We start from the raw sequence: 22,453 nt of genomic DNA, 5'->3' as shown, positions 1-22,453 counted from the left end.
AACGACAATTTTTAACACCGACCTACTTACTAGCCTTCACTATCTGCCACAGTCTCAGACAAACTCAATACTGGTTGCTGATAAAGGGGAACTGTAAATGTCACTGTCGAACCTAAACCTTCCCCCAGACTGTAAAAGTTGACTTCTCCCCCCATTGCTTCAACGAGTTTCTGGGATATTGCCAGTCCTAAGCCCGTACCTCCATATTGACGAGTACGAGAACCATCGACTTGGGAAAATGATTGAAATAATTTATCTTGTTGATCTAGGGATACACCAATACCTGTATCCGCTACTCGCAATTTCACCATGCCCGGAAATTCGCAGTTATTGAAGCGTACTTTTTTGCGAACCACGTCTGCACTCAAGGTGATACCACCTTCATGGGTAAATTTGATCGCATTTCCCACTAAGTTAATCATGACTTGTTTGAGTCGCAAATAATCGCCGTAGACGACAACTTCATCATAGGTGTCGGGTGTTTGCATTTGGAAACTGAGGTTGCGAGATTCTGCTTGCAGACGCATAGAATTACCGACATCGGCAAATAATTCCTCTAAATTTACCGAACCCATTTCCAAGTCTGTTTTACCTGCTTCGATTTTGGCAAAGTCAAGAATATCTTGAATAATGTCGAATAAATGTACGGACAATTTGTGTGCTTCGTGTAAATATTCGTCCCGTTCCTCTGGACTATCTGCCATTCCATCCAAAATTAATTTTAAGAAGCCAATGATTCCATTTAAAGGTGTGCGAATTTCATGGGAAACATTGGCAAGAAATTCGCTTTTACGCCGAGTTGCTTCTTCAGCTTGATGTCTGGCTGCGGCTAATTCTTTATACAGAGTCGCATGAGCGATCGCAGTTCCGATTTGATCAGCCAGTTCTTTGGCTAACTCTAGTTCATCTCCAGTCAATGGGTAGCATTTATCACACAAAGAAACAGCAATAACACTGTTGACTTGGTCTTTATAACTAGTCGCCGCTACCAAAATTCTTTGTTGTTGTAAGTAAGGGTGTTGTGGTGTTTCGATGACAACTGGCTTGAGTTTTGTCAGTGCTTCGGCAAATCCGGGTTCCAAGGCTAAATCTATTTCTAAACCTAGCATGGAACTAACATGTGGCTTGTGATATTCGGCGATCGCTTCTAAAGTGGAGTCACCGGGAGTATAGGGACAAATAATGCAGCGTTCAAAATGCAACATTTTCCCTAAACTATCCACTGTTTGTTGCCAAATCACCTCTAAATCCAAGGTGCGGCGAATGTTGCGGGTGATTTTTTCAACTAATTTACGGTGCTGTTGCGATCGCAAGGTTAACTCCATTTGAGTTAACATTGGCAATGAGATTTGGTTGGGGTGTTGAACTGCGATCGACTGCAATAATCTTCCCATCACCAATACCGTCGTTGCTGCACTACCCAGTGGTGGCATAATTGGAGAAATTACCAATTCTAACTCATACAAATACTGACGATATCGAAACCAGCACTGACAGCGTTCCGGCACTAATGTCGTTAAAATTCGGTGTAATCTTTGCAAATACGCAGATTGATCAACTGGCGCAAATGATTCATCCCCATTTAAATCAGCAACAATATTACCCAAATTAATTTGGGCATTACTACCTGTATTCTGCAAGTTTTGGTCTAAATGCCAATTAAAGCTCAAATACTCCCCTGTCCGATCTTGAGTATAAACAAGTTCGGCTCCTAAACTTGCCCATGAACCATTAGTGTTACTAGCGATCGATTCCAATGTTGTTGAAAATACCTTTGAAATTTGGGAATTAGCAGTAATGCTCATGGCTCAAACTTGGATAAGTTAATGACATACCAAAATCAGGAGATAATAGCTCCGCGTATAAACTTGGAGTATTGCTGCTTAAAGTTTGGCATAAATTTTTACAGCTTTGGCATACTTACCCGCAGTTTTTCATTTGTTCTTCACTCCAGCATGGCAAAATTCACATTTCTTAATATCTTTCCCAAGAGTTATTATGAATTTTAGTCATTCCACTCACCGCGAGGAGGCATAGATTTGCGAACGGGAGTGCGGGTTAATTCATCATCTCTGGGTACATCTCCACGTAACCATTGGCGAATCGCCACCTCAATGACTTTACTGGGATCATTTGTCAGATGCTGGATTTGTTCTAATAATTCAGAATCTAGACGGACTGCAATTTCAACTTTATCGGTGACACGCTGTTCCGCATCAGTTGCTTTATCTTTCATATTCATAGGTTGATGTACCTGAAACTGGTTTTCTCCAATAACTGGCTAAGAACGCTTTACTAGTAAGTGGTAAGTAAGTTTAGGATAGCAAATGCAATACCCAGTACCTCCAATACTATTGATGTTTTACGGACATTCACCCTTCGGTATCCCTTAGGGAAAGCTTTTAGCAAACATATAGTTTACCAAGACGCAAACCGAGTCTGGCAACTGTTTCACTGTTTATTGTACGCTGCTATTTCCCCAACGCCAGATTCTCTGTGTATAGGTTTAATATAAATTGACTGTCAAGTTTCCTTCTTTGGTTCAATTTAATAACACAAAAATTGTATAGCAATATATCTTAAAACTCTATGTGGCATTGAAAATCAGTTAACGTCAATGATTTCAGCTTGAGATGATGGTGGATTGGGGTAGCAGTATGAATCATACTTACATGTAGTAATTATACTACATAAATAAGCTTTATTTTGTTTGAATGTTGCATATAAATAGCCCATATACCTAACTTCTAGGAAGAAGTCAGAGATATCCTTGAACAAAAGGCTTGAACACAAAAGTATGAGATTATAGCTATCTGCTGTCAGTTCATTTTTACTAATAGTTTCTTTTTCTTGGAAACAACTACTTGATTGATGAAGTCAGAGACCATTTATAAAGTAAATATTAAGGATTTAAGAATAGTCGCGCAGGAAGAAACCCGGTTTCTCATCAAAAAGTCAGATGATGCTTGATACTTAAATCCAAGAAACCGGGTTTCTTTGATCTTAAGGTTTACTTTATACGTAACCTCTCAATCCAAAATTTATAGAGCCAATAGAAACTTCTGCACTAAATTAATGTGACGGCGGCATCAAATACTATATATACCTTTTGTTTGGCGATCGAATGCTGATTATTGATTTCTACTTATATTGGCAGTAGCTAAAACAGATTCTTTCTGTTTGCGAGATTTAATGACTCTTGCAGGAGAACCAACTGCGACTGAATAAGGAGGGATATTTCTCGTTACTACAGAACCTGCACCAATCACACTTCCCTCACCAATAGTAACTCCATCAACTACTATTACTCCACATCCTAGCCAGCAGTTATCTTCAATGACAATTCCTTCACGAGTGATACCTTGTGCAGTAATTTTCTGATGAATATCTGTGAATATATGATTATTTGCGAATATTCCGCAGTTTGCTGCGATTAAACAATCCTTGCCGATTGTAATATTTCCTGGTCCTCCTATACAAACGTTGGGACCAAGAAATGTGTTTTCATGAATCTGAATAGTTGTATTGTCCATCGCTCCAATTTTCACTCCTTGCTCAAGTGCAACTCCATCACTTAAATCAAGATTATTATTCTCACCCTTAGCATCTAGACGGACATGTTTAAAAATATGCACTCCATCGCCGATAGAGATAGAGCTAGTATTGATAAATTCAGCCCCATTTTGGATATATCCAGATTTACCAAGCTTGCTAAAAATAAGTTTGTAAAAAATATTCCGTAATTTGGAACCTAAAAATAGAGTCGGAATATCGCCGAATAGAGTGGTTATGAAAACTTCTAAAAAGCGGTTAATTTTCGTAGCAAAAGTATTGTTATCCATATTCTCAATATTGTATTTTTCAGAAGCTTATCGAAACAATCAGAGGCTGATTTTGATACTTAAGAGTTTAGCTAAAGATAACTTCTATACATGTCCATTAGTAAGATACTATCTTTGATTAAGTTGAATTCAATCAAGTTATTTGAACGGTTTTGGTTAAAAAAATATTAGAATATACATCTTCGTACATCACTCTTCTAAGTTAGATAGATAAATTGATACTTTGTTGCTGTGCAACCAAAATATCAACAAATCACTATAATTTCACTAGTTTAAATCTCATACATGACCATGTATTGGCGCTTTTTATAACTATATAAATAACTAATAAACTTAGACAAATCTGGCTTTAGTAAACTTCAACCCAGAATATCAAGATTAAATATATAAGTCTAATCCAATTTTTGATCACAACTATAATAGCTAACTCCTATTGAGTGTAGTATAAAGTAATGATAAATAATTATCAAATTCTGATAATTTTAAATCACATTATCACTGGCTGAGAGTCTTTTTTGGCTTGCAACTTGGCTTATTGCTAGTTTTTAGGTAAGTCAAAATACTGTGTTGCGATCGCATCTCCGTATTCTTGGGTATAAAACTCTATCCATCACATTTACTTCCAGTACCCTCAGCTAACTCAGAAAAACTCATTCTGCCGAATACTACCCAATAACAGCGTTTTGGCAAATAAAGCATTAAAATACATTAAGCTATATCTTCTTTTTTATCTTGGTTGCTAAACACGGCAAATAAAGTATATGACTGACGTTCCCGCAGCTCGCATTCGCAATTTCTGCATTATTGCCCACATTGACCACGGGAAATCTACCCTAGCTGACCGCTTGTTACAGGTGACTGGAACCGTGGAACAACGGCAGATGAAGGAACAATTTCTCGATAATATGGACTTGGAACGGGAGCGCGGCATTACAATTAAGCTGCAAGCTGCCCGGATGAATTACAAGGCAAAGGATGGTCAAGAGTACGTACTCAACCTAATTGATACTCCTGGACATGTGGATTTTTCCTATGAAGTATCCCGCAGTCTCGCTGCCTGCGAAGGGGCTTTATTAGTAGTGGATGCTTCCCAGGGTGTGGAAGCGCAAACCTTGGCAAATGTTTATCTAGCCTTGGAGCATGATTTAGAAATTATCCCCGTTTTAAATAAAATTGATTTACCTGGTGCTGAACCAGACAGAGTTGCTGGGGAAATCGAAGAAATTATTGGTTTGGACTGTAGCGGTGCTATCCTCGCTTCTGCAAAAGAAGGTATTGGGATTGACGAAATTCTGGAAACCATTGTTGAGAAAGTACCACCACCAAAAAATACTGTTAATGACAAGTTACGTGCGTTAATTTTTGATAGCTATTACGACAGCTATCGGGGAGTAATTGTTTATTTCCGGGTGATGGATGGCACTCTCAAGAGAAAAGACAAAATCTACCTGATGGCATCGGGTAAGGAATTCGAGATTGACGAAATTGGCGTACTCTCACCCACTCAAAAACCTGTTGATGAACTCCACGCAGGGGAAGTAGGTTATCTAGCAGCAGCAATTAAAGCTGTTGGTGATGCACGGGTTGGGGATACGATTACCCTGGCTAATGCTAAAGCGCCCGAACCATTACCTGGTTACACCGAAGCCAATCCAATGGTATTCTGTGGCATGTTTCCCATTGATGCTGATCAATTTGAGGATTTGCGGGAAGCGTTGGAAAAACTTAGTCTCAATGATGCGGCGCTGCACTTTGAACCGGAAACTTCCAGTGCAATGGGTTTTGGCTTCCGTTGCGGGTTCTTGGGTTTGCTACATATGGAAATCGTCCAGGAACGATTGGAGAGAGAATATAATTTGGATTTGATTATTACTGCGCCTTCGGTGGTGTATAAGGTAATCACCATCAAAGGTGAAGATTTATATATAGATAATCCCAGCCACTTACCATCTCCCAACGAACGTCAAAGCATCGAAGAACCCTACGTCAAAGTGGAGATGATTACTCCGGAAATCTATGTCGGGACTTTGATGGAACTGTCGCAAAATCGTCGAGGTATATTCAAAGACATGAAATACCTCACCCAAGGAAGGACGACCTTAACCTATGAATTGCCTTTGGCGGAAGTAGTTACTGACTTTTTCGACCAGATGAAATCTAGGTCAAGGGGATATGCGAGTATGGAATATCACTTGATTGGCTACCGGGAAAACCCTTTGGTGAAGCTGGATATTATGATCAATGGAGACCCCGTAGATTCACTGGCGATGATTGTCCACCGTGACAAAGCTTATGGTGTGGGACGTTCTATGGCTGAAAAGTTAAAAGAATTAATTCCCCGGCATCAATTTAAAGTGCCAATTCAAGCATCAATTGGTAGTAAAGTAATTGCCAGTGAACATATTCCCGCATTACGGAAAGATGTATTGGCGAAATGTTATGGTGGTGACATTAGCCGGAAGAAGAAACTCTTGCAGAAACAAGCAAAAGGTAAAAAGCGGATGAAAGCCGTCGGTACGGTGGATGTTCCCCAGGAAGCTTTTATGGCTGTTTTGCGATTGGATCAACAGTAGGCAAGTAATACTTTCGGGTAAGGGTTAAAGGTGTTTTTCCCCTTTTTCCCTTCCCTATTGGCAGTCACCATCAATTTGCCGGAATTTGTTGAATTTGTTGGTTAAAATAACCTTCGTCATGTTGAAGTTGTTGAGCAAATTTTAGTCCTTGTGCAAATGCATTTCTTGCTTGGGGATATTCTTTGCGTTCCAGGTACATTTGTCCAATTTGGTCGTAGGCTTTCATTAAACCGTAAAAATTACCTGCCAGTTCTTCACTTTGCAGTAAAATTTGACTGGCTTGGAGCGCTTCATCAAGTTGTCCTTGAGAACGATAGAGGGCAATTAATTTTTGTAAAGCCTCTCCCGAACGGGCATATTGTTGTTGCTCCCAAGCTGTAATATAGGCTTGTTGGTAGTTTTGAAAGGCGTTGTCTAAGACACTAGGGTTTTCTTTAGCTAAATTTTCGTAGCCAGAACCGATCGCAATTTGTAATTCAGGTAGTGCGAGTAAATTATTATTTTGAGTGTAAATCTCGACAATTTTGTTACGGGTATTAATAGCTTGTTGGTATTGTTTACTTTGATCGTAGATATAAGCTAATTGTTGTAGATAGGCTAACTCGTCGATGCTTTCGCCTCTTGCAGATGCTAAACCGAATAATTGCTCATAAGTAGCAGCCGCCTGCGGATAATCAAACCAACTCATGTGAATTGTGCCAATAGTTTTGAGGAGTTCAATTTCCTCAACTTGATTTTTCTGTTGTCTAACCCCAGCTAAAACCTGCTCATACACTTCGATCGCTAATTTTGGCGATCGCACTTTCTGATATGCTTCCCCTAGAGCTTGTAATATCCCTAAATCAGTGACAGGTGGTAGTTTTTTGGGTTTTTGAATCGATTGCAACCGTTGTGTAATAAATTGCACTTGGGGACGGTCATTTTCTCGCCAAGCAATTTCTCCAACTCTTTCCAGTGCTTGTACTTCGTTGAGAGTGCCCAAATATCGCCGTAACCGTAATTCCCGGTTCCAAGTATCAAATGCACCCATTTTGTCGCCAGCTTGGAGCTTTGCTATCGCTTCTTGATCTAATTTATCCAGTGCTAATGCTAATTGTTGCTGTTCCTGTTCCGTCAAGGGTTGTTTATCAGGATTGCGCGGTAACAAAGGATCAGATACCTTAATTTCCAGAGGATTTGGCGGAAATTTATCAGGAGTTGGTTGTTTTTTCGTCTGGGCGATCGCGGTAGAACTAAATACTAAGGACAATGATAATGTAGTAATAATACTTAAACGGTGAATCATAAGTAATTTAGAATTGAGAGTAAGGTGTTGAGTATTGAAAATAGGGTATGGAGAATTTATCCAAAACAGCAGTATTGTGCCACCATTACCCATTAACTATTTATCCTTTTACATAGACGACATCAAGCTAGAAATTCTCCTGCGAAACAAGTTCCCATAGGTTTTAAAATAAATATTGATAATATTGTTTCATTTTCCACTCTCTACCCTTGAATCCCTACGGGAAGAGTGCTGTGACATGATTACCCAAACTTACACAATGACTCATTCTACAGACATTACCACCCTCGCCCGTTGGATGGCAGCAGATTTTAGTAACCAAGAACAAGCATTTGAAAATCCACCTTTTTTTGCTCACATCCGTGTATGTATCCGTCCCCTACCACAAGAACTTCTGCCTGGGGTAAATTTATTTCTGGAACAAGCTTATGATTTTGCCCTGAATCAGCCCTACCGAATGCGAGTTATGCAACTTACTGCGGCTGATAATCATATTATTATTGAACATTACACAGTTAAGGATGAGTCAAAATATTACGGTGCATCCCGTGATGTTGAACGCTTGCAAACTCTAACTAGCGATCAGTTAGAAAAAATGTGTGGTTGCAATATGATTGTGGAATGGACTGGTAACAGCTTTAAAGGGAAAGTCGAACCAGGTAAAGCTTGTGTTGTGGTACGAAATGACCAAAAAACTTACCTGGATAATGAATTTGAAATCGATGCAGATAAATTTTTCAGTTTAGATAGAGGCAGAGACTTTGAAACTGACGAACATGCTTGGGGTTCGGTTGCAGGTGCTTTCCACTTTGTCAGATGGCATAATTTTGCAGATGAAGTGAAAATGCTGTAGCAATTCACAAAATCGGGAAGTATTCAGCAATAGTAAAATATTAAACTAAATCTTGAAATTGTTGCCAGCATAAATACATAGCACGGGGTACATGAAAACATCCTTTCCACTTCCCTCCCTTGAGGTTTAATAATACTTCCCCACGTCTATTTAAATAACCAAACCATTCGCCATATTCTGTATCCGCAAAATGCTGCCAAGAATATTCATGCACTTTTTGATACCATTGCCAACAAGCATCACGTTTTGTTAATTTATACCCCATTGCTAAGGCGACTAAAGTTTCTAAATGCACCCACCACAATTTTTGATCCCATTCCAACTGTTGGGGTGGATATCCCTTGGCATCCATAAAGTAATATAGTCCACCATATTCTTGATCCCAAGCAAAATTGAGAATATTTAACACCACATCAACAGCTTGATTAATTGTTTTGGTATCGTGATTGCGGTTAGCAATATCCATAATAAACCACATGGCTTCTATTCCATGTCCAGGATTAATTACCCTCCCTTCAAAACAATCTAGATGGGAACCATTGGGGGTGACATTTTCAAACATTAATCCACTTTCGGAATCGAAAAAATCCCCCATTACTTCCTTAACGGTGGCATCGAGGACATTTTCTAAAGTTTCCGGCGACAGTAACCATTCCATTTCTAAGGTTAAATTCGCTAATATCATTGGTACAGCTAGGGATTTCAGGGGACGAGTACCGGGATAAGCTTTGGTATATTTGCCTTTCGGGTTATCTTGACGACGGAGAACATTATTGTATGCTTGCAGTGCCACATCTTTTGCCCATTCTTCACCACTAGCTAATGCATATTTACTAAAAGCCATGGCAGCAAAGCAATCTGAAAAGATATTATAGGGTTGAACTAAGGGCTGTCCTTCGCGATTAAGGGCAAAATACCAGTTTCCTTGGGAATCTCTACCATGTTGTGCGAGAAATTTTGCACCGTTATCTGCAATTTGTAACCAATCTTCTCGCTTTTCCAACTGGTTGTAAAGCATTGAGAAAGTCCATACCTGACGGTTTTGTAGCCAGATAAATTTATCAGTATCGTAAACTTTGCCTGTTCTATCTAAGCAGGTGAAGTAACCTCCTTTTTCCTTATCTAGAGAGTATTTTTGCCAAAATGGAAGTACGTCATTAAGGAGAGTATTTTTGTAAAGTGTTGCTAATTCCTGAAAGTTGTACTTCATGGATGTTTCCTGATGAGATTTTAAGATTTTTATTTTTTACTTTTCCGTCGCCACATACCTTTAACTATTCTAATTTCATCAAAGCTATAATCATCACCTAAATATTCTTTAATTGGTGTGAGTGCAACATCACCTAAAGTATCTAAAACTTTCCAAATTACTTGTTGCTTATTCTCTGGCACTAATACACTAAGATTTATTGCCTCATTTTTTTCAACCAAGTCTGACAAATGACGAATGACTGTGGTGGGACGGATATTTCTTTCTCTGGCAATTTCATCAATCGTCATCCCTTGCTGATGCATTCTCAATGTAGTTAATTCTGTACTGGAAGGTGAACTATTAACGGGCGTGGGTTTGACTTCGGGTTTTTGAGGTGTTAAATTATGCTCTTGACAAAATTCACGAATAGCCGATAAGAAATTATCACCATAATCAGCTAACTTCTTACTACCTACGCCAGAAATTTTACTTAAATCTGTTTTGGTTTGTGGGCGAATATGTGCCATTGATTTTAAAGTTGCATCAGAAAATATAATATAGGGAGCAACACCTTGAATATCAGCTAAAGTCTTGCGTAAGATACGCAATTTTTGCATTAACATTTCACTTTCAATCGTGTTAATGCTTGTTGCTTTAATATTAGCTTTTTGTACTACCGGAACTGCGATCGCAACTTCACGCTGACGGCGCATAATTTCCCAACTAAAATCATTCAACTTTAAGATATAATAGCCATCTGTCCTTTGTTCGAGTAATCCTTGATGCAATAAAGAACGCCCCAACATTCGCCATTCATCAACAGTTTTATCTTTACCAATCCCATATGTAGATAATTTCTCGTGTTCGTATTGCTTGATTTTTTCAGTTTTCGCACCACGTAAAATATCAATAATATGTGTCATGCCAAATCTTTCTTTCGTTCTGGCAATGCATGACAAAAATTTCATTGCTTCTACTGTCCAATCTTGGGTTGGTTTCGGATAGCGACAATTATCACAGCCGCCGCAGTTTCCGAAGAAACGTTCGCCAAAATAGCCCAGTTGAATTGTCCGCCGACAAATCGTACTTTCGGCATAATCAATCACTTGCCTTAACTGTTGTTTGGCAATTTTTTGTTCTTGCTCATCATTTTTTTGATTAATACTCCATTCAATTGTTTTCACATCCCCAAAACTAAAAAATAGAGTACATCTCGACTGCTCCCCATCTCTACCCGCACGTCCAGATTCTTGATAATAACTTTCCAGATTTCTAGGTAAATTGTAATGAATAACTAAGCGAACATCAGGTTTATTAATTCCCATACCAAAAGCAATTGTTGCCACCATCACGCGCACATCATCGCGAATAAATCTGGTTTGATTGCTGCTACGTTCTTCGTCACTTAAACCCGCATGGTATGCGAGGACAGATACCTTGTCGTGCTTCAATTTCAAAGCCAGTTCGTCAACTTGTTTGCGAGTCAGACAATAAATAATAGTTGAACTATCATTTTCCCGAATTAACTCCAATAACTCACCATAGGAATTTTTACTTTTAGGGCGAACTTCGTAATACAAATTTTCGCGATTAAAACTAGCAATATGAATATTCGGTTGTTTTAATCCCAACTGTTCGATAATATCTAAACGCACCCTATCTGTGGCAGTCGCAGTCAGTGCCAGCATCGGCACATTCACAAATCGCGATCGCAAAGCAATTAATTGACGGTATTCTGGACGAAAATCATGTCCCCATTCCGAGACACAGTGCGCTTCATCAATGGCAAAACCAGAAACACCAACTTTATGGTGTACCAAATCCAGAAACGGCAAAAACCTCTCACTCATCAACCGTTCGGGCGCGACATACAACAAGCGAATTTTACCTTCGAGTATTGCTTGTTCCCGCGATCGCACATTATAACTATTCAAGCTACTATTCAAAAATGTCGCTGCAATCCCGTTTTTACGTAATGCATCCACTTGATCTTGCATTAATGCTATCAGAGGTGACACCACCACCGTGAGACCTTTTTTCATTAGTGCTGGTAACTGAAAGCACAATGATTTCCCTCCCCCAGTTGGCATTACCACCAATAAATCACGATTGTGCAATGCGGCTTCAATTATCTCCCTTTGTCCGGGACGAAAATTATCGTAACCAAAGTAATATTTTAACGATTGTTCTAAATTAGAATGCGTAATCATTGATTTGGTAGCAGGCACTGGGTGCGAGTCAATGCAGCGACAATTTTATCAAACCCAAAATTATCAAACCACAAATGGATATATTTATTTTGGTTATTGTGTGATTCTATCGTGATGGGGGATATTTTTAACTTAAAATTTAGCCACAGACACTTAATTTTAGTTCTCAATTAATTTACCATGAACATATAATCTACATATTCCCCACAAACAAAATGTAGATTTGCTCTTGAACTTTTATGTAATTCTGTGTAATCTATGACCATAGGTAGATTATACTAAAACCCTATCGAACAGCCGTAGATTGACATGAGAGAACGTAAAATGAGTTTTTGGCAAAGTCCCCAGAGATTATTACAGTTGATTAATCGGGGGAGGAATTTTAGATTTAATTCTTTAAAAACCTTTGTATCATTATTTTTAATCGGAACAGTTTTCAGCTTGACACTGGCTGCTTGTAGTGGTGGCGGTGCGAATAATTCAACCTCTGGAGATGCTGGTGCAGACAAGGGTGCAAGTCCGGTTGCTGCCAAAACAGGAGATGTACAACTGACACTAGTTTCCTTTGCGGTTACAAAAGCTGCCCACGAAGCTATCATTCCTAAGTTTACAGAACAATGGCAAAAAGAACATAGCCAAAAGGTGACTTTCAAAACTAGCTATGGTGGTTCCGGTTCGCAAACTCGTGCAGTCATTGATGGCTTAGAAGCTGATATTGTTCACTTAGCGCTAGCATTAGACACTACAAGAATTGAAAAAGCCGGGTTAATTCAGCCGGGATGGGAAAAAGAAGCCCCCAATGATGGTATTGTTTCTAAATCTGTTGCGGCATTAGTGACAAGAGAAGGTAATCCTAAAGGTATTAAAACCTGGTCAGATTTAGGGAAAGATGGAATTAAAGTAATTACCGCAGACCCGAAAACCTCTGGTGTCGCTCGATGGAATTTCCTAGCTTTGTGGAATTCAGCTATTAAATCTGGTGCAGACGAGGCAAAAGCAACTGAATTTGTCACTAAAGTGTATAATAACGTACCACTTCTAACAAAAGATGCCCGTGAAGCAACTGATGCATTTTTCAAACAAAATCAGGGTGATGCTCTAATTAACTATGAAAACGAGATTATTCTCGCAGAGCAGAAGGGTGAGAAGGTATCTTATGTGATTCCAGATGTGAATATTTCTATTGACAACCCCATTGCCGTAGTTGACAAAAATGTTGATAAGCATGGAAACCGCGAAGTTGCTGAAGCATTTGTGAAGTTTTTATATACCCCCGCAGCACAGCAAGAGTTCGCCAAGGTTGGATTCCGTCCTGTAGATGAAACTGTCGCCCAAACTAAAGAAGTCAAAGACAAGTATCCTGTAGTCAAAACTTTGGGAACAGTTCAAGATTTTGGAGGATGGAATGGTGCTCAGAAGAAATTCTTTGAAGATGGAGCTATTTTTGACAAAATCCAAGCGGCGAAGAAGAGAGCGTAGTAGTCTGTCAATTTTGTTTTGAGGGGTTTTTGGTAGTGTGAGCGTCTCGCTCACGCGGGCAAGATGCCCGCACTACAGTCCCTCATTTCAACCCTGACAGACTAGTAGTTAGGCATTAAACAAGTGTAATTAGTCACTAGTCATTGTCTCGTGGTTAATGACTAAATGACAACTACTAATCCCAAATCTCAAATCCCAAATTTCTATGACAATATCCTCACCCGAAGTTGCTTCGCGATCGCATTCTCGAAATAACCTCCCAAACAAGATTTTCAGCCTATTGACTGGAGGCTCTTGGGCATGGCGAATTACAATCGTGTATCTAACAGTGATGTTGTTAGTGCCGATAGTCGCTATGTTGGTCAAATCTAGTGCTGAACCTCTACCAGAATTTTGGAGAATTGCCACTAGTCCAGTTGCCTTGTCTGCTTATGATGTAACTTTTACGACCTCTTTAGTAACTGCTTTCATCAATGGTATATTTGGGACTTTACTTGCTTGGGTAATTGTGCGTTATGACTTTCCCCTCAAGAAGATTATTGACGCTTCCATAGATTTACCGTTTGCTCTGCCCACTGCGGTAGCAGGGTTAACGTTAGCGACTGTATACAGCGAGAATGGCTGGATTGGTTCTTTATTTGCACCTTTTGGCATCAAAATAGCCTTCACTCGCCTTGGTGTTGGTGTCGCCATGACCTTTATTTCCCTCTCTTTTGTGGTGCGAACAGTACAACCTGTACTTCAAGAGATGGAAAAAGAAATTGAAGAAGCAGCTTGGAGTTTGGGGGCAAATCAATTACAGACATTTACGCGAGTCATCTTACCACCCTTGCTACCTTCGATTTTGACTGGTGTGGCTTTAGGATTTTCCCGCGCAGTAGGGGAGTTTGGCTCGACAGTAATTATTGCGTCCAATACACCATTTCAGGATTTAATCGCACCCATACTAATTTTCCAACGTTTGGAACAGTATGACTATTCAGGTGCCACTGTCATTGGCGTGGTAATGTTATTGATTTCGTTAGTATTGTTGATCGCAATTAACCTCTTACAAGCCTGGGGAAGAAGATATGACCATTAATAAATCCCGATCAAATCAGAAGAAAAACTGGGTTCCCACAATTTTAATTGCGATCGCTCTTACCTACCTGGCTTTAGTTCTTTACATCCCCGCAGCTAACGTATTTGTCCAAGCTTTCAAAAATGGAGTTGGTCCCTTTTTGAATAATCTGACTGAACCTAACTTTCTCCATGCAGCTTGGTTAACAGTAATATTGGCAGTAGTTACTGTGCCAGTAAATACCGTATTTGGTTTATGTGCAGCTTGGGCGCTGACTCGTAAAAATTTTCCTGGACGCGCTTTTGTTTTAAGCGTGATTGACTTGCCGTTTTCTATCTCCCCAGTCGTCGCTGGATTGATGATTGTCTTGTTATACGGACGTACTGGTTGGTTTGGTGCCTGGTTGATAGAGCATGATATCAAGGTTGTCTTTGCCCTCCCAGGTATGATATTGGCATCAGCGTTTGTGAGTATGCCATTTGTAGCACGGGAAGTCATTCCTGTGTTGGATGAATTAGGAAAAGATCAAGAAGAAGCAGCACAAACTCTTGGTGCAAGTGGCTGGCAGGTTTTTTGGCGCGTTACATTGCCTAGCATTCGTTGGGGTTTGTTGTATGGCGTGCTTTTAACTAATGCCAGAGCAATGGGTGAATTTGGTGCGGTTTCGGTAGTTTCGGGAAATATTGGTGGTGAGACTCAAAGTTTACCTCTATTTATTGAGGATGCTTACAAACAATATCAAACTGAAGCTGCATATTCTGCTGCCGTGATTTTGGCTTTATTGGCGTTAGTGACATTGGTTTTAAAGGATATTCTCGAAAAGAAAACGGGCACTTCCAAAAAAGTATAAAGCATCGTATTACAAAAGGATTCATTTTGTTATGACTTCTAACGATACACTCATACATAAGCAAATCCGAGTCAGAATCCCCAAAGATTACCGTGAGGAACCTGTTATTTCCCGTCTCGTTTCTGACTATGGTTTAGTGATTAATATTCGGGCTGCTATCTTAGGGGCAAATGCTGTTGGTGATGGTTGGTTCGACTTAGATTTACAAGGAACAACCGAACAAATTGAACTTGCTCTAACTTATTTGCGTAATTTGGCTTTGGAAATTTGGGATAATACTAACAAAGGTAGTTGGTGAATCAATTAATTTGCCAGCCTTTTGCTAGTTTAAATTTTGAGCTTGTAGTAACTCCTCTCGAACTTGTAGATATCTTCCTGCGTCACACTTGATGGCGAGGAGGATTTTTTTTGTCAAGTTGTTCTCGCAAAAATATTTGGAAACGGCTATTTCTATTGTCAGTAATCGATTTGTTGAGAACCAAGACTTGGGGGATTCTCCCCCAAACCCCCAATTGGGGGACGGTTGCGTCCCCCAAGCCCCCTCCAAATAAGAAATACAAAAATTTTTGGGAGTGACGAATTATAAGCCTTCTTAATTCAAATTGAAACAAAACTCTTAACCCGAACTCAGATTTTGGTAGTTAATTTATATTCTTAACTGTAGCTTGCTACTCTACGAGAAGCCGCTAGCGCGTCTACTGCGGAGCAGTACCGTATTGATTTCTATTCCATCAACATTAAGCGAAATGCATCTAAGCGCACGTACCAGGGAAAAGGTAAATCTTGAATTCTTATCCATTTCTCTTTAAAAACCTCCGCTTGTAGATGATAATCACTACTATTTTCCGCAGGGCTGTGTAGTTTTAAAAATACTGTCATCCGATGGGGAGTTTCGCTAGTTCTCACCAACCAACAAGGAAAAGTATTTGCTTGATTTGGATCATTTGTAAAGTTAATTTGATGGGCACGAATACCAACATGGGATAATTTATTTGGTATTGGCTCAATCACTTCTAAATTACAACCCCAATCGATGGCGACAATTTTGTTTAATTCTTTTACTTCTGCACGAGAAAAATTTTTACAGCCAGTAATTTGAGCCACACTAACTGTATTTGGATGTTCAAAAATATCATGTTTAGAACCATGTTGGACTGCTAAACCATCTTCGAGAACCAATAAATTTGGACATACTCGATATGCTTCTTCCATATTGTGAGTGACAAATAGGGCGACACCTGGATAGTCCGCTAATCTAGCTACCATTTCCTGTTCTAATTGACTACGTAAGTAAGTATCCAAAGCTGAAAATGGTTCATCTAAGAGTAGTGCTTCCGGCTGACTTGCCAAAGCCCTTGCTAATGCAACCCGTTGCTGTTGTCCTCCAGAAAGCTGATGGGGATATCTATCTCCAAGTCCTTGTAATTGGACTGCAACTAATTGGGCATTTACTTGTTGTTTTGCCGCAGCTTGAGAAAGCTCTTTCGGTAAACCAAATGCAATATTTTGCGCCACAGTCATATTGGGAAAAAGTGCATAATTCTGAACTAAAAAGCCAATTCGGCGTTCTTTTGGAGGTATATTAATATTTTTTTCCGAATCAAATAAAACTTTGCCATTAAGAATAATTTTTCCCTTAGTTGGTGTTTCGATACCTGCAAGACAACGTAAAATCATACTTTTCCCTGCACCCGAACCACCCAATAATCCTAAAGATTGATTGTCTGCATTAAAAGTAATTTTGAGGTGAAAATCAGGTAGTATATTTTCAATATCTACGAATAATCCTTGGGCAGTAGGAGATAAAGTAAAAGACGTAGAATCAGGCATAGAAATACTTTTAGCTTTTTTCTGTCGTTTCCCTTTTCCTTTCCCTTTCCTTGCCCCTGATTGCTGCCAAATATTTAATAAAATAATCCCAGATAGGGATGTACTCATAATTACTAATGACCAAAACCAAGCTTCATTTGTCGCACCTGCTTCCACAGCAAAATAGATGGCGATGGGCATTGTTTGGGTTTGTCCGGGAATATTGCCCGCCAGCATCAAGGTTGCACCAAACTCACCCAAAGCACGGGCAAAAGCCAGCATTGTCCCTGCCAAAATTCCCGGTAATGCCAGAGGTAACATAATCCGCCAAAATATTGTCCATTGAGATGCACCCAGGGTTTTCGCCACCAACAGCAGATTTTGGTCAATTTGTGCCAAAGCACCCAATGCAGTGCGATACATTAATGGGAAAGAGACAACAATTGCCGCGATCGCAGCTCCATACCAAGTAAAAACGACACTCAAGCCGAATTTATCCATCAGCTGTCCCGCAGGTCCAAATTTGCCAAAAAACATTAATAATAAAAAACCCACAACTGTTGGTGGTAAAATCAATGGTGAGATAAAAAGTCCCTCAATCAAAGATTTACCTTTACCTCGATACCCTAACATCCAATAAGCCGCAGCAATACCTACAAAAAAAGTAATCACTGTTGCCAATAAAGAAATCTTTACTGATAGCCATAGAGGAGATAAATCTTGAGGCATGGTATGATTTTGAATTTTGAATTATAAATTATAAATTAATTGATTATTGGCTTTGTCTGCACTAGGTTTTTTTAGTTTGACTTTGCTGAGAAAGTGGATAAAGTGAATATTCAGCATTGAACAAGTAGTGTGGGCATCTTGCCCACCTTTGAAAAATAGCAAGCGAGACGCTTGCACTACTTATTTTTACATGATTCCTTAATAAGTTGAGAATTTCCAAAATTAAGGTAGAAGAAAGCCGTATTTTTTCAAAATGCCTTGCGATTGTTCCCTCGACAAATACTGGATAAAATTCTTCGCTGCATCCACATTTTTACTTCTCTTCAATACTGCCATTGGATACACTATTGGCGAATGATACTTCTCATCCGCAGCAACTACAACTTTTACCTTGTCAGAGATTTTCGCATCAGTTCGATAAACTAAACCTGCATCCGCATTCCCAGCTTCCACAGCAGCTAAAACTTGTCGGACGTTGTTGGCATAGACAAACTTTGCCTTTACTTTGTTGTAAATACCCAACTTTTGCAGAACTTGTTCCGCATATTGTCCTGCGGGAACACTCCTCGGTTCACCAATCGCAATTTTCTTAATATTATCCCGCGTCAAATTAAAGAAACTCGTAACGCCCGTCACACTTTTTGGCACAATTAAAACTAGGCGATTCTTTGCCAACACCCCACGAGTACCTGCAACCAGTTGTCCCGACTGTTCTAAAGTATCCACCTGCCTCTTCGCAGCAGAAATAAATACATCTACTGGCGCACCTTGTTGGATTTGTTGTAGCAACGCCCCCGAAGCCCCAAAATTATATTTGATGGTGACTCCTGGATTGCTTTGTTTATAAGCAGTGTTAATTTCCTCCATCACATCTTTCAAACTTGCTGCCGCAGAGACTAACACAGTCCCATTTGATTGCGCCACAACATTTGAGGAAGGCAAAAATGATAAACTAAGAGTCAGCAACAAGCTGGCAACTGCTGCACCAATAAAGGCAAAAAGTTGTCTTCTGTTCATATGAAACATGCTAATGGGAAATCTCTCATAAAATTGACTGTTGGTAGTATCGTACCAACTTTTTACCTACTTACCAAGATATTTGGTAATATTTATGCCAAGAAAAGAACAAGGATGGATTACTTTTCAAACATCGGATGAAGAACGCAAAGTGCTGGAAGAGTTTTGCCAGCAGTCACAGCGTACTAAAACCGAGATATTGAGGGAGTTTGTACGTAGTCTCAGTGAGAAAGAAGCACAAACTCCATCATTACCAACCAAGCGCGCAAAAAAGGAGCAGGTGCAAACGCCTACTGAAGTAGAGGCTCAACTCCCAGAAGTTGAAATTTATTTGACAAAAAAGCCTCTGAAAATTAGTTCGCGTAATGTTCTTAAGGGTGTTGTCACAAAAGTAGTTGCTGGAGCGGTTAACAGCGAAGTCACATTAGAAATAGTCCATAAAGTCAAATTAACTTCTGTGATTACCCAAGTTTCAGCCGAAGAACTCGAACTTGCTGTTGGGGAAGAAGCCTACGCCGTGATTAAATCTACAGATATCGCGATCGCGAAGGAATAGACCCCTTCAGGGGGACTAGCTTTGCTGTAGTTACGAATTTTTGACAAATTTGTTTCTGTGACTCTCTTCCAACGTACAGAATACATAGAAATACTAAAAATTGAGTAATTAATAATACAGTTTTCCAACTTAGTTGGTAATATATTTTTTACCAGTAAAGTTGGTATATGTTTCAGGTGTGAGGAAAATGTCTAAATTATTACGCAGTCCCTTGTGGGTAGTGCCGTTTTTGCTTGTGTCTAGTATTGCAGAGATGGGGATGGCATCCGCGAATCCAAATCAACAAGAAATTCAGAAAAAATCAAATGATGAGATACACCTGACTCAACTACAAATAGGCGATCGCTCACTTCCCGAAACATCCGCAATTAATATTGGTGATTCACTGCAACAGCCCGATGAGACTTCCATGCCACAGGTGACATCGGTATCACAATTAAGTGATGTACAACCTACTGACTGGGCATTTCAAGCATTACAATCATTGGTAGAGCGTTATGGTTGCATTGCTGGTTATCCGAATGGAACATATCGTGGCAATCGCGCCATGACTCGGTATGAATTTGCAGCTGGGTTGAATGCTTGTTTGGAAAGAGTTAATGAATTGATTGCGACTGGTACTGCTGACCTAGTCAGAAAAGAAGATTTTGAAAGCATACGTAAACTATCTGAAGAATTTGCCGATGGACTCACTGAACTGCGCGGCAGAATTGACCCATTAGAACAAAGAACAGCCGTTTTGGAAAGTCAGCAATTTTCCAGCACTACCAAATTACAAGCAGAAGTGATAGTTAGTCTTGGTGGTGTATTTGGTGGGGACAGAGCGCTCAACTCCGATCAATGGCGCAATATCGAAGCTGCCACAACTCCCGCACAAAGGGAGACTAGAAAAGCAACTGCATTTGGTGCAGCTGGTTCACGCTTGCAAGATAATACAATTTTGAGCGATCGCATTCGTGTGAACTTAGTTTCTAGCTTCACTGGTAAAGACCAATTATTTACCCGACTGGAAGCAAACAACACCACAGCTTTTAGTGGCGCTGTCACGGGTACAAACATGACTCGTGCATCTTGGGATGGCAACAATGGTAATGATGTTGTCATGGGTAAATTGTTTTATCGTTTCCCAGTTGGCGACAAAATCAACGTCATCGTCGATGCGATTGGCGGAGAATTCTACGACAACTTCAATACAGTTAACCCCCTATTATCCTCAGTTCCGATTGGCTCCGTGTCTCGCTTCGGTCGTTTCTCCCCCATTTACCGTGCCAGTAATACGGGCTCAGGGCAAAATGTTGGTTCCGGCGTTAGTGCCATCTTCAAAATCAGCGACCAAATCACCTTATCCGGTGGTTATATTGCCAGACGAGGAAACGAGCCAACATCAGGTAGAGGCTTATTTGATGGTAGCTACGGGACTTTAGCACAATTAGCATTTCAACCCAACAAAGATGCAACTCTGGCATTAACCTATGCTCATTCATATCTGAGCGGTGTTGCTGGTGATGTCACGGTTTCTGGTAGCTATGGAAGTGCCTTTGCAAACACACCCTTTGGTGCAGCGATCGCTACTTCTGCCAATCACTACGGTGTTCAAGCAAGTTACCGTTTTCACCCCAAATTTATGCTTTCTGGGTGGGGTGGATATACTCAGGCAACAGCAGAAGTCAGTTCCGGTACAAATTCAACGACAAACCAAGTCAACAAAGGTGACAAAGCTGATATTTGGAACTGGGCTGTGACTCTGGCATTTCCTGACTTGGGTAAAAAAGGTAACTTAGGTGGCATTATTTTTGGTCAACCACCAAAGGTGACAAGTAATGATTTTGGTTCAACTATCTTGACTCCCACAACTGCACGTCGAAAAGATGCTGATACTTCATTTCATCTTGAAGCATTGTATCGCTATCAAGTCAATCCCAATCTTTCGATTACACCGGGTTTGATTGTGATATTCAATCCAGAACATAACAGCAATAACGACACAATATATACAGGAGTTATTCGTACTACTTTCCGGTTTTAAATATTTTTGAATAGGGTTACTAATGAGCGTCCCACACCCTTAAGTGAAAGGACGCTCAATCATTAATTAATCATTTCCAGTTTTCCAACCTATTTGGTTCAATAATGTAGAAAAGTTTCACTTTAATTTAGCATTCCTAAAATCAATAGGCATTAATAATTAGAAACGCCAACCTACACCAGTTTGGAAGCTAAGGGCATCACCACTGCTATTTTCATAAGCATCAATAGCCCACTTAGCATCACCGTAAACAACTACATTTTTACTAACTCCAGATTCAGCCCCAAGGGTGATTACAGCAGCATCTTTATCACCTAATTGGGTATTTTCTCCCCCGTCGGTAATAAATGAATAACCAGCACCAAAGTACAAATTGGTATTTTTAGCTATTGGCAAATCGTACGTTAATGTTGGGACAATAGCCGTTGCATCACCACCGAATAGAACCGCACCACGAACGGAAACAGGTGCTTGAGGAATTGCATATCTTCCTTGGATATTACCTCCAAAAACTGCATCATCACTATTACCTACACCACGTGTTGTTCCCGCAGAAATACCAGCACCAATGTAATTACCATCCATGCCTGCTGGTTTTGCATTCGCAATATTAGCGGAAAGAAAAATAGAAGCAGCTATTAATGTGGAGGTTACTAAAGCAATAGTCTTCATACTCTTAACCTCACTTGGAGAAAGTCTTATCTCTCCACACTTATAGAATAGTTTTATTTCCAAAAGTTCCCTATTTTAGGGAATCAATAGTCAGTAGAACGGTGCAAATAAACCGTAGACGCGGAGCGGCTTCTCGCAGAGTAGTATATAACGAAAAGTAAAGTTACCTAAAAGCATTTCACGAAAAATCTGATACATATGTAAATCCTGAAAGCTTTGCTGCATCTAAGTTTTTTAATTGCGAATTGCGTAGCTTGCTTCTCGCGGAGCGAGTATTGCGAATTGCGAATTGGTATAAAA

Annotated in this window: 18 protein-coding genes; 8 read left to right on the top strand and 10 right to left on the bottom strand. The window is 39.9% G+C overall.

Annotation, left to right across the window (positions count from 1 at the left end; genetic code table 11):
- Positions 1 to 29 precede the first annotated feature (29 nt).
- The 3 genes from VB733_RS17730 to VB733_RS17720 form a co-directional block, all read right to left on the bottom strand.
- Positions 30 to 1,805 carry an ATP-binding protein gene (locus tag VB733_RS17730; protein WP_323341386.1) on the bottom strand — a complete coding sequence of 592 codons (1,776 nt, stop codon included), beginning with the start codon at positions 1,803 to 1,805 and terminating at the stop codon, positions 30 to 32.
- A gap of 200 nt (positions 1,806 to 2,005) precedes the next feature.
- Positions 2,006 to 2,242: a hypothetical protein gene (locus tag VB733_RS17725; RefSeq protein WP_096616452.1), complete on the bottom strand. Its 237-nt coding sequence runs from the start codon at positions 2,240 to 2,242 to the stop codon at positions 2,006 to 2,008.
- Positions 2,243 to 3,131: 889 nt separating this feature from the next.
- Positions 3,132 to 3,842 (bottom strand): acyltransferase, encoded by a 711-nt coding sequence (locus VB733_RS17720; protein WP_323341385.1) that lies wholly within the window; start codon positions 3,840 to 3,842, stop codon positions 3,132 to 3,134.
- Between the two features lie 761 nt (positions 3,843 to 4,603).
- On the opposite strand from VB733_RS17720, the gene lepA reads away from it, so the two are divergent.
- On the top strand, positions 4,604 to 6,415 hold the full coding sequence (gene lepA, locus VB733_RS17715) for a translation elongation factor 4 (RefSeq protein WP_323341384.1): 1,812 nt from the start codon (positions 4,604 to 4,606) through the stop codon (positions 6,413 to 6,415).
- A gap of 70 nt (positions 6,416 to 6,485) precedes the next feature.
- Here the strand turns inward: lepA and VB733_RS17710 are convergent, their stop codons facing one another.
- The gene (locus tag VB733_RS17710; RefSeq protein WP_323341383.1) at positions 6,486 to 7,700 is read right to left on the bottom strand and encodes a hypothetical protein; all 1,215 of its coding nucleotides are present in this window, start codon (positions 7,698 to 7,700) and stop codon (positions 6,486 to 6,488) included.
- 259 nt (positions 7,701 to 7,959) lie between these two features.
- Between VB733_RS17710 and VB733_RS17705 the strand changes: the two genes are divergently transcribed.
- Positions 7,960 to 8,553: a chromophore lyase CpcT/CpeT gene (locus VB733_RS17705; RefSeq protein WP_323341382.1), complete on the top strand. Its 594-nt coding sequence runs from the start codon at positions 7,960 to 7,962 to the stop codon at positions 8,551 to 8,553.
- 40 nt (positions 8,554 to 8,593) lie between these two features.
- On the opposite strand, the gene VB733_RS17700 is transcribed toward VB733_RS17705, so the two are convergent.
- Both VB733_RS17700 and recQ read right to left on the bottom strand, forming a co-directional pair.
- Entirely contained in the window at positions 8,594 to 9,763 is a 1,170-nt protein-coding gene (locus VB733_RS17700) for an AGE family epimerase/isomerase (protein ID WP_323341381.1), read from the bottom strand.
- Positions 9,764 to 9,792: 29 nt separating this feature from the next.
- On the bottom strand, positions 9,793 to 11,955 hold the full coding sequence (gene recQ, locus VB733_RS17695) for a DNA helicase RecQ (protein ID WP_323341380.1): 2,163 nt from the start codon (positions 11,953 to 11,955) through the stop codon (positions 9,793 to 9,795).
- Positions 11,956 to 12,279: 324 nt separating this feature from the next.
- Between recQ and VB733_RS17690 the strand changes: the two genes are divergently transcribed.
- The 4 genes from VB733_RS17690 (at position 12,280) to VB733_RS17675 (ending at position 15,642) form a co-directional block, all read left to right on the top strand.
- On the top strand, positions 12,280 to 13,434 hold the full coding sequence (locus VB733_RS17690; RefSeq protein WP_323341438.1) for a sulfate ABC transporter substrate-binding protein: 1,155 nt from the start codon (positions 12,280 to 12,282) through the stop codon (positions 13,432 to 13,434).
- 205 nt (positions 13,435 to 13,639) lie between these two features.
- Positions 13,640 to 14,515: a sulfate ABC transporter permease subunit CysT gene (gene cysT, locus VB733_RS17685; protein WP_323341379.1), complete on the top strand. Its 876-nt coding sequence runs from the start codon at positions 13,640 to 13,642 to the stop codon at positions 14,513 to 14,515.
- A complete protein-coding gene (gene cysW / locus VB733_RS17680) occupies positions 14,505 to 15,344 on the top strand; it encodes a sulfate ABC transporter permease subunit CysW (RefSeq protein WP_323341378.1) in 840 nt (279 codons plus the stop codon). The genes cysT and cysW overlap by 11 nt, the downstream gene beginning before the upstream one ends.
- A 31-nt stretch (positions 15,345 to 15,375) precedes the next feature.
- A complete protein-coding gene (locus tag VB733_RS17675) occupies positions 15,376 to 15,642 on the top strand; it encodes an NIL domain-containing protein (RefSeq protein ID WP_323341377.1) in 267 nt (88 codons plus the stop codon).
- Between the two features lie 425 nt (positions 15,643 to 16,067).
- Here VB733_RS17675 and modB read toward each other — a convergent pair whose 3' ends face one another.
- From modB to modA, 3 genes are read right to left on the bottom strand one after another with little or no spacing between them, the layout of a single operon-like run.
- A complete protein-coding gene (gene modB / locus VB733_RS17670) occupies positions 16,068 to 17,882 on the bottom strand; it encodes a molybdate ABC transporter permease subunit (RefSeq protein WP_323341376.1) in 1,815 nt (604 codons plus the stop codon).
- A 21-nt stretch (positions 17,883 to 17,903) separates the two neighbouring features.
- Positions 17,904 to 18,059, bottom strand: coding sequence for a hypothetical protein (locus VB733_RS17665; RefSeq protein ID WP_323341375.1), 156 nt, complete (start codon positions 18,057 to 18,059; stop codon positions 17,904 to 17,906).
- Positions 18,060 to 18,104: 45 nt separating this feature from the next.
- Positions 18,105 to 18,899 carry a molybdate ABC transporter substrate-binding protein gene (gene modA / locus VB733_RS17660; protein WP_323341374.1) on the bottom strand — a complete coding sequence of 265 codons (795 nt, stop codon included), beginning with the start codon at positions 18,897 to 18,899 and terminating at the stop codon, positions 18,105 to 18,107.
- Positions 18,900 to 18,993: 94 nt separating this feature from the next.
- On the opposite strand from modA, the gene VB733_RS17655 reads away from it, so the two are divergent.
- Positions 18,994 to 19,455, top strand: a complete 462-nt coding sequence (locus VB733_RS17655) for a molybdopterin-binding protein (RefSeq protein ID WP_323341373.1) — start codon at positions 18,994 to 18,996, stop codon at positions 19,453 to 19,455.
- A 187-nt stretch (positions 19,456 to 19,642) separates the two neighbouring features.
- Positions 19,643 to 21,481, top strand: a complete 1,839-nt coding sequence (locus VB733_RS17650) for an iron uptake porin (protein WP_323341372.1) — start codon at positions 19,643 to 19,645, stop codon at positions 21,479 to 21,481.
- A gap of 159 nt (positions 21,482 to 21,640) precedes the next feature.
- Here the strand turns inward: VB733_RS17650 and VB733_RS17645 are convergent, their stop codons facing one another.
- Complete coding sequence (locus VB733_RS17645) at positions 21,641 to 22,153, bottom strand: outer membrane beta-barrel protein (RefSeq protein WP_323341371.1); 513 nt, start codon at positions 22,151 to 22,153, stop codon at positions 21,641 to 21,643.
- Positions 22,154 to 22,453 lie beyond the last annotated feature (300 nt).

This window comes from Calothrix sp. UHCC 0171 (assembly GCF_034931845.1).
Lineage (GTDB): Bacteria > Cyanobacteriota > Cyanobacteriia > Cyanobacteriales > Nostocaceae > Brunnivagina.
Note: the sequence above shows the minus strand (reverse complement) of the source record. Positions and strands in the feature narration are given on the sequence as shown.

Coding starts and splice junctions, on each gene's coding strand:
- VB733_RS17730 (WP_323341386.1), bottom strand. CDS start 1,805: ATGAGCATTACTGCTAATTCCCAAATTTCAAAGGTATTTTCAACAACA.
- VB733_RS17725 (WP_096616452.1), bottom strand. CDS start 2,242: ATGAATATGAAAGATAAAGCAACTGATGCGGAACAGCGTGTCACCGAT.
- VB733_RS17720 (WP_323341385.1), bottom strand. CDS start 3,842: ATGGATAACAATACTTTTGCTACGAAAATTAACCGCTTTTTAGAAGTT.
- lepA (WP_323341384.1), top strand. CDS start 4,604: ATGACTGACGTTCCCGCAGCTCGCATTCGCAATTTCTGCATTATTGCC.
- VB733_RS17710 (WP_323341383.1), bottom strand. CDS start 7,700: ATGATTCACCGTTTAAGTATTATTACTACATTATCATTGTCCTTAGTA.
- VB733_RS17705 (WP_323341382.1), top strand. CDS start 7,960: ATGACTCATTCTACAGACATTACCACCCTCGCCCGTTGGATGGCAGCA.
- VB733_RS17700 (WP_323341381.1), bottom strand. CDS start 9,763: ATGAAGTACAACTTTCAGGAATTAGCAACACTTTACAAAAATACTCTC.
- recQ (WP_323341380.1), bottom strand. CDS start 11,955: ATGATTACGCATTCTAATTTAGAACAATCGTTAAAATATTACTTTGGT.
- VB733_RS17690 (WP_323341438.1), top strand. CDS start 12,280: ATGAGTTTTTGGCAAAGTCCCCAGAGATTATTACAGTTGATTAATCGG.
- cysT (WP_323341379.1), top strand. CDS start 13,640: ATGACAATATCCTCACCCGAAGTTGCTTCGCGATCGCATTCTCGAAAT.
- cysW (WP_323341378.1), top strand. CDS start 14,505: ATGACCATTAATAAATCCCGATCAAATCAGAAGAAAAACTGGGTTCCC.
- VB733_RS17675 (WP_323341377.1), top strand. CDS start 15,376: ATGACTTCTAACGATACACTCATACATAAGCAAATCCGAGTCAGAATC.
- modB (WP_323341376.1), bottom strand. CDS start 17,882: ATGCCTCAAGATTTATCTCCTCTATGGCTATCAGTAAAGATTTCTTTA.
- modA (WP_323341374.1), bottom strand. CDS start 18,899: ATGAACAGAAGACAACTTTTTGCCTTTATTGGTGCAGCAGTTGCCAGC.
- VB733_RS17655 (WP_323341373.1), top strand. CDS start 18,994: ATGCCAAGAAAAGAACAAGGATGGATTACTTTTCAAACATCGGATGAA.
- VB733_RS17650 (WP_323341372.1), top strand. CDS start 19,643: ATGTCTAAATTATTACGCAGTCCCTTGTGGGTAGTGCCGTTTTTGCTT.
- VB733_RS17645 (WP_323341371.1), bottom strand. CDS start 22,153: ATGAAGACTATTGCTTTAGTAACCTCCACATTAATAGCTGCTTCTATT.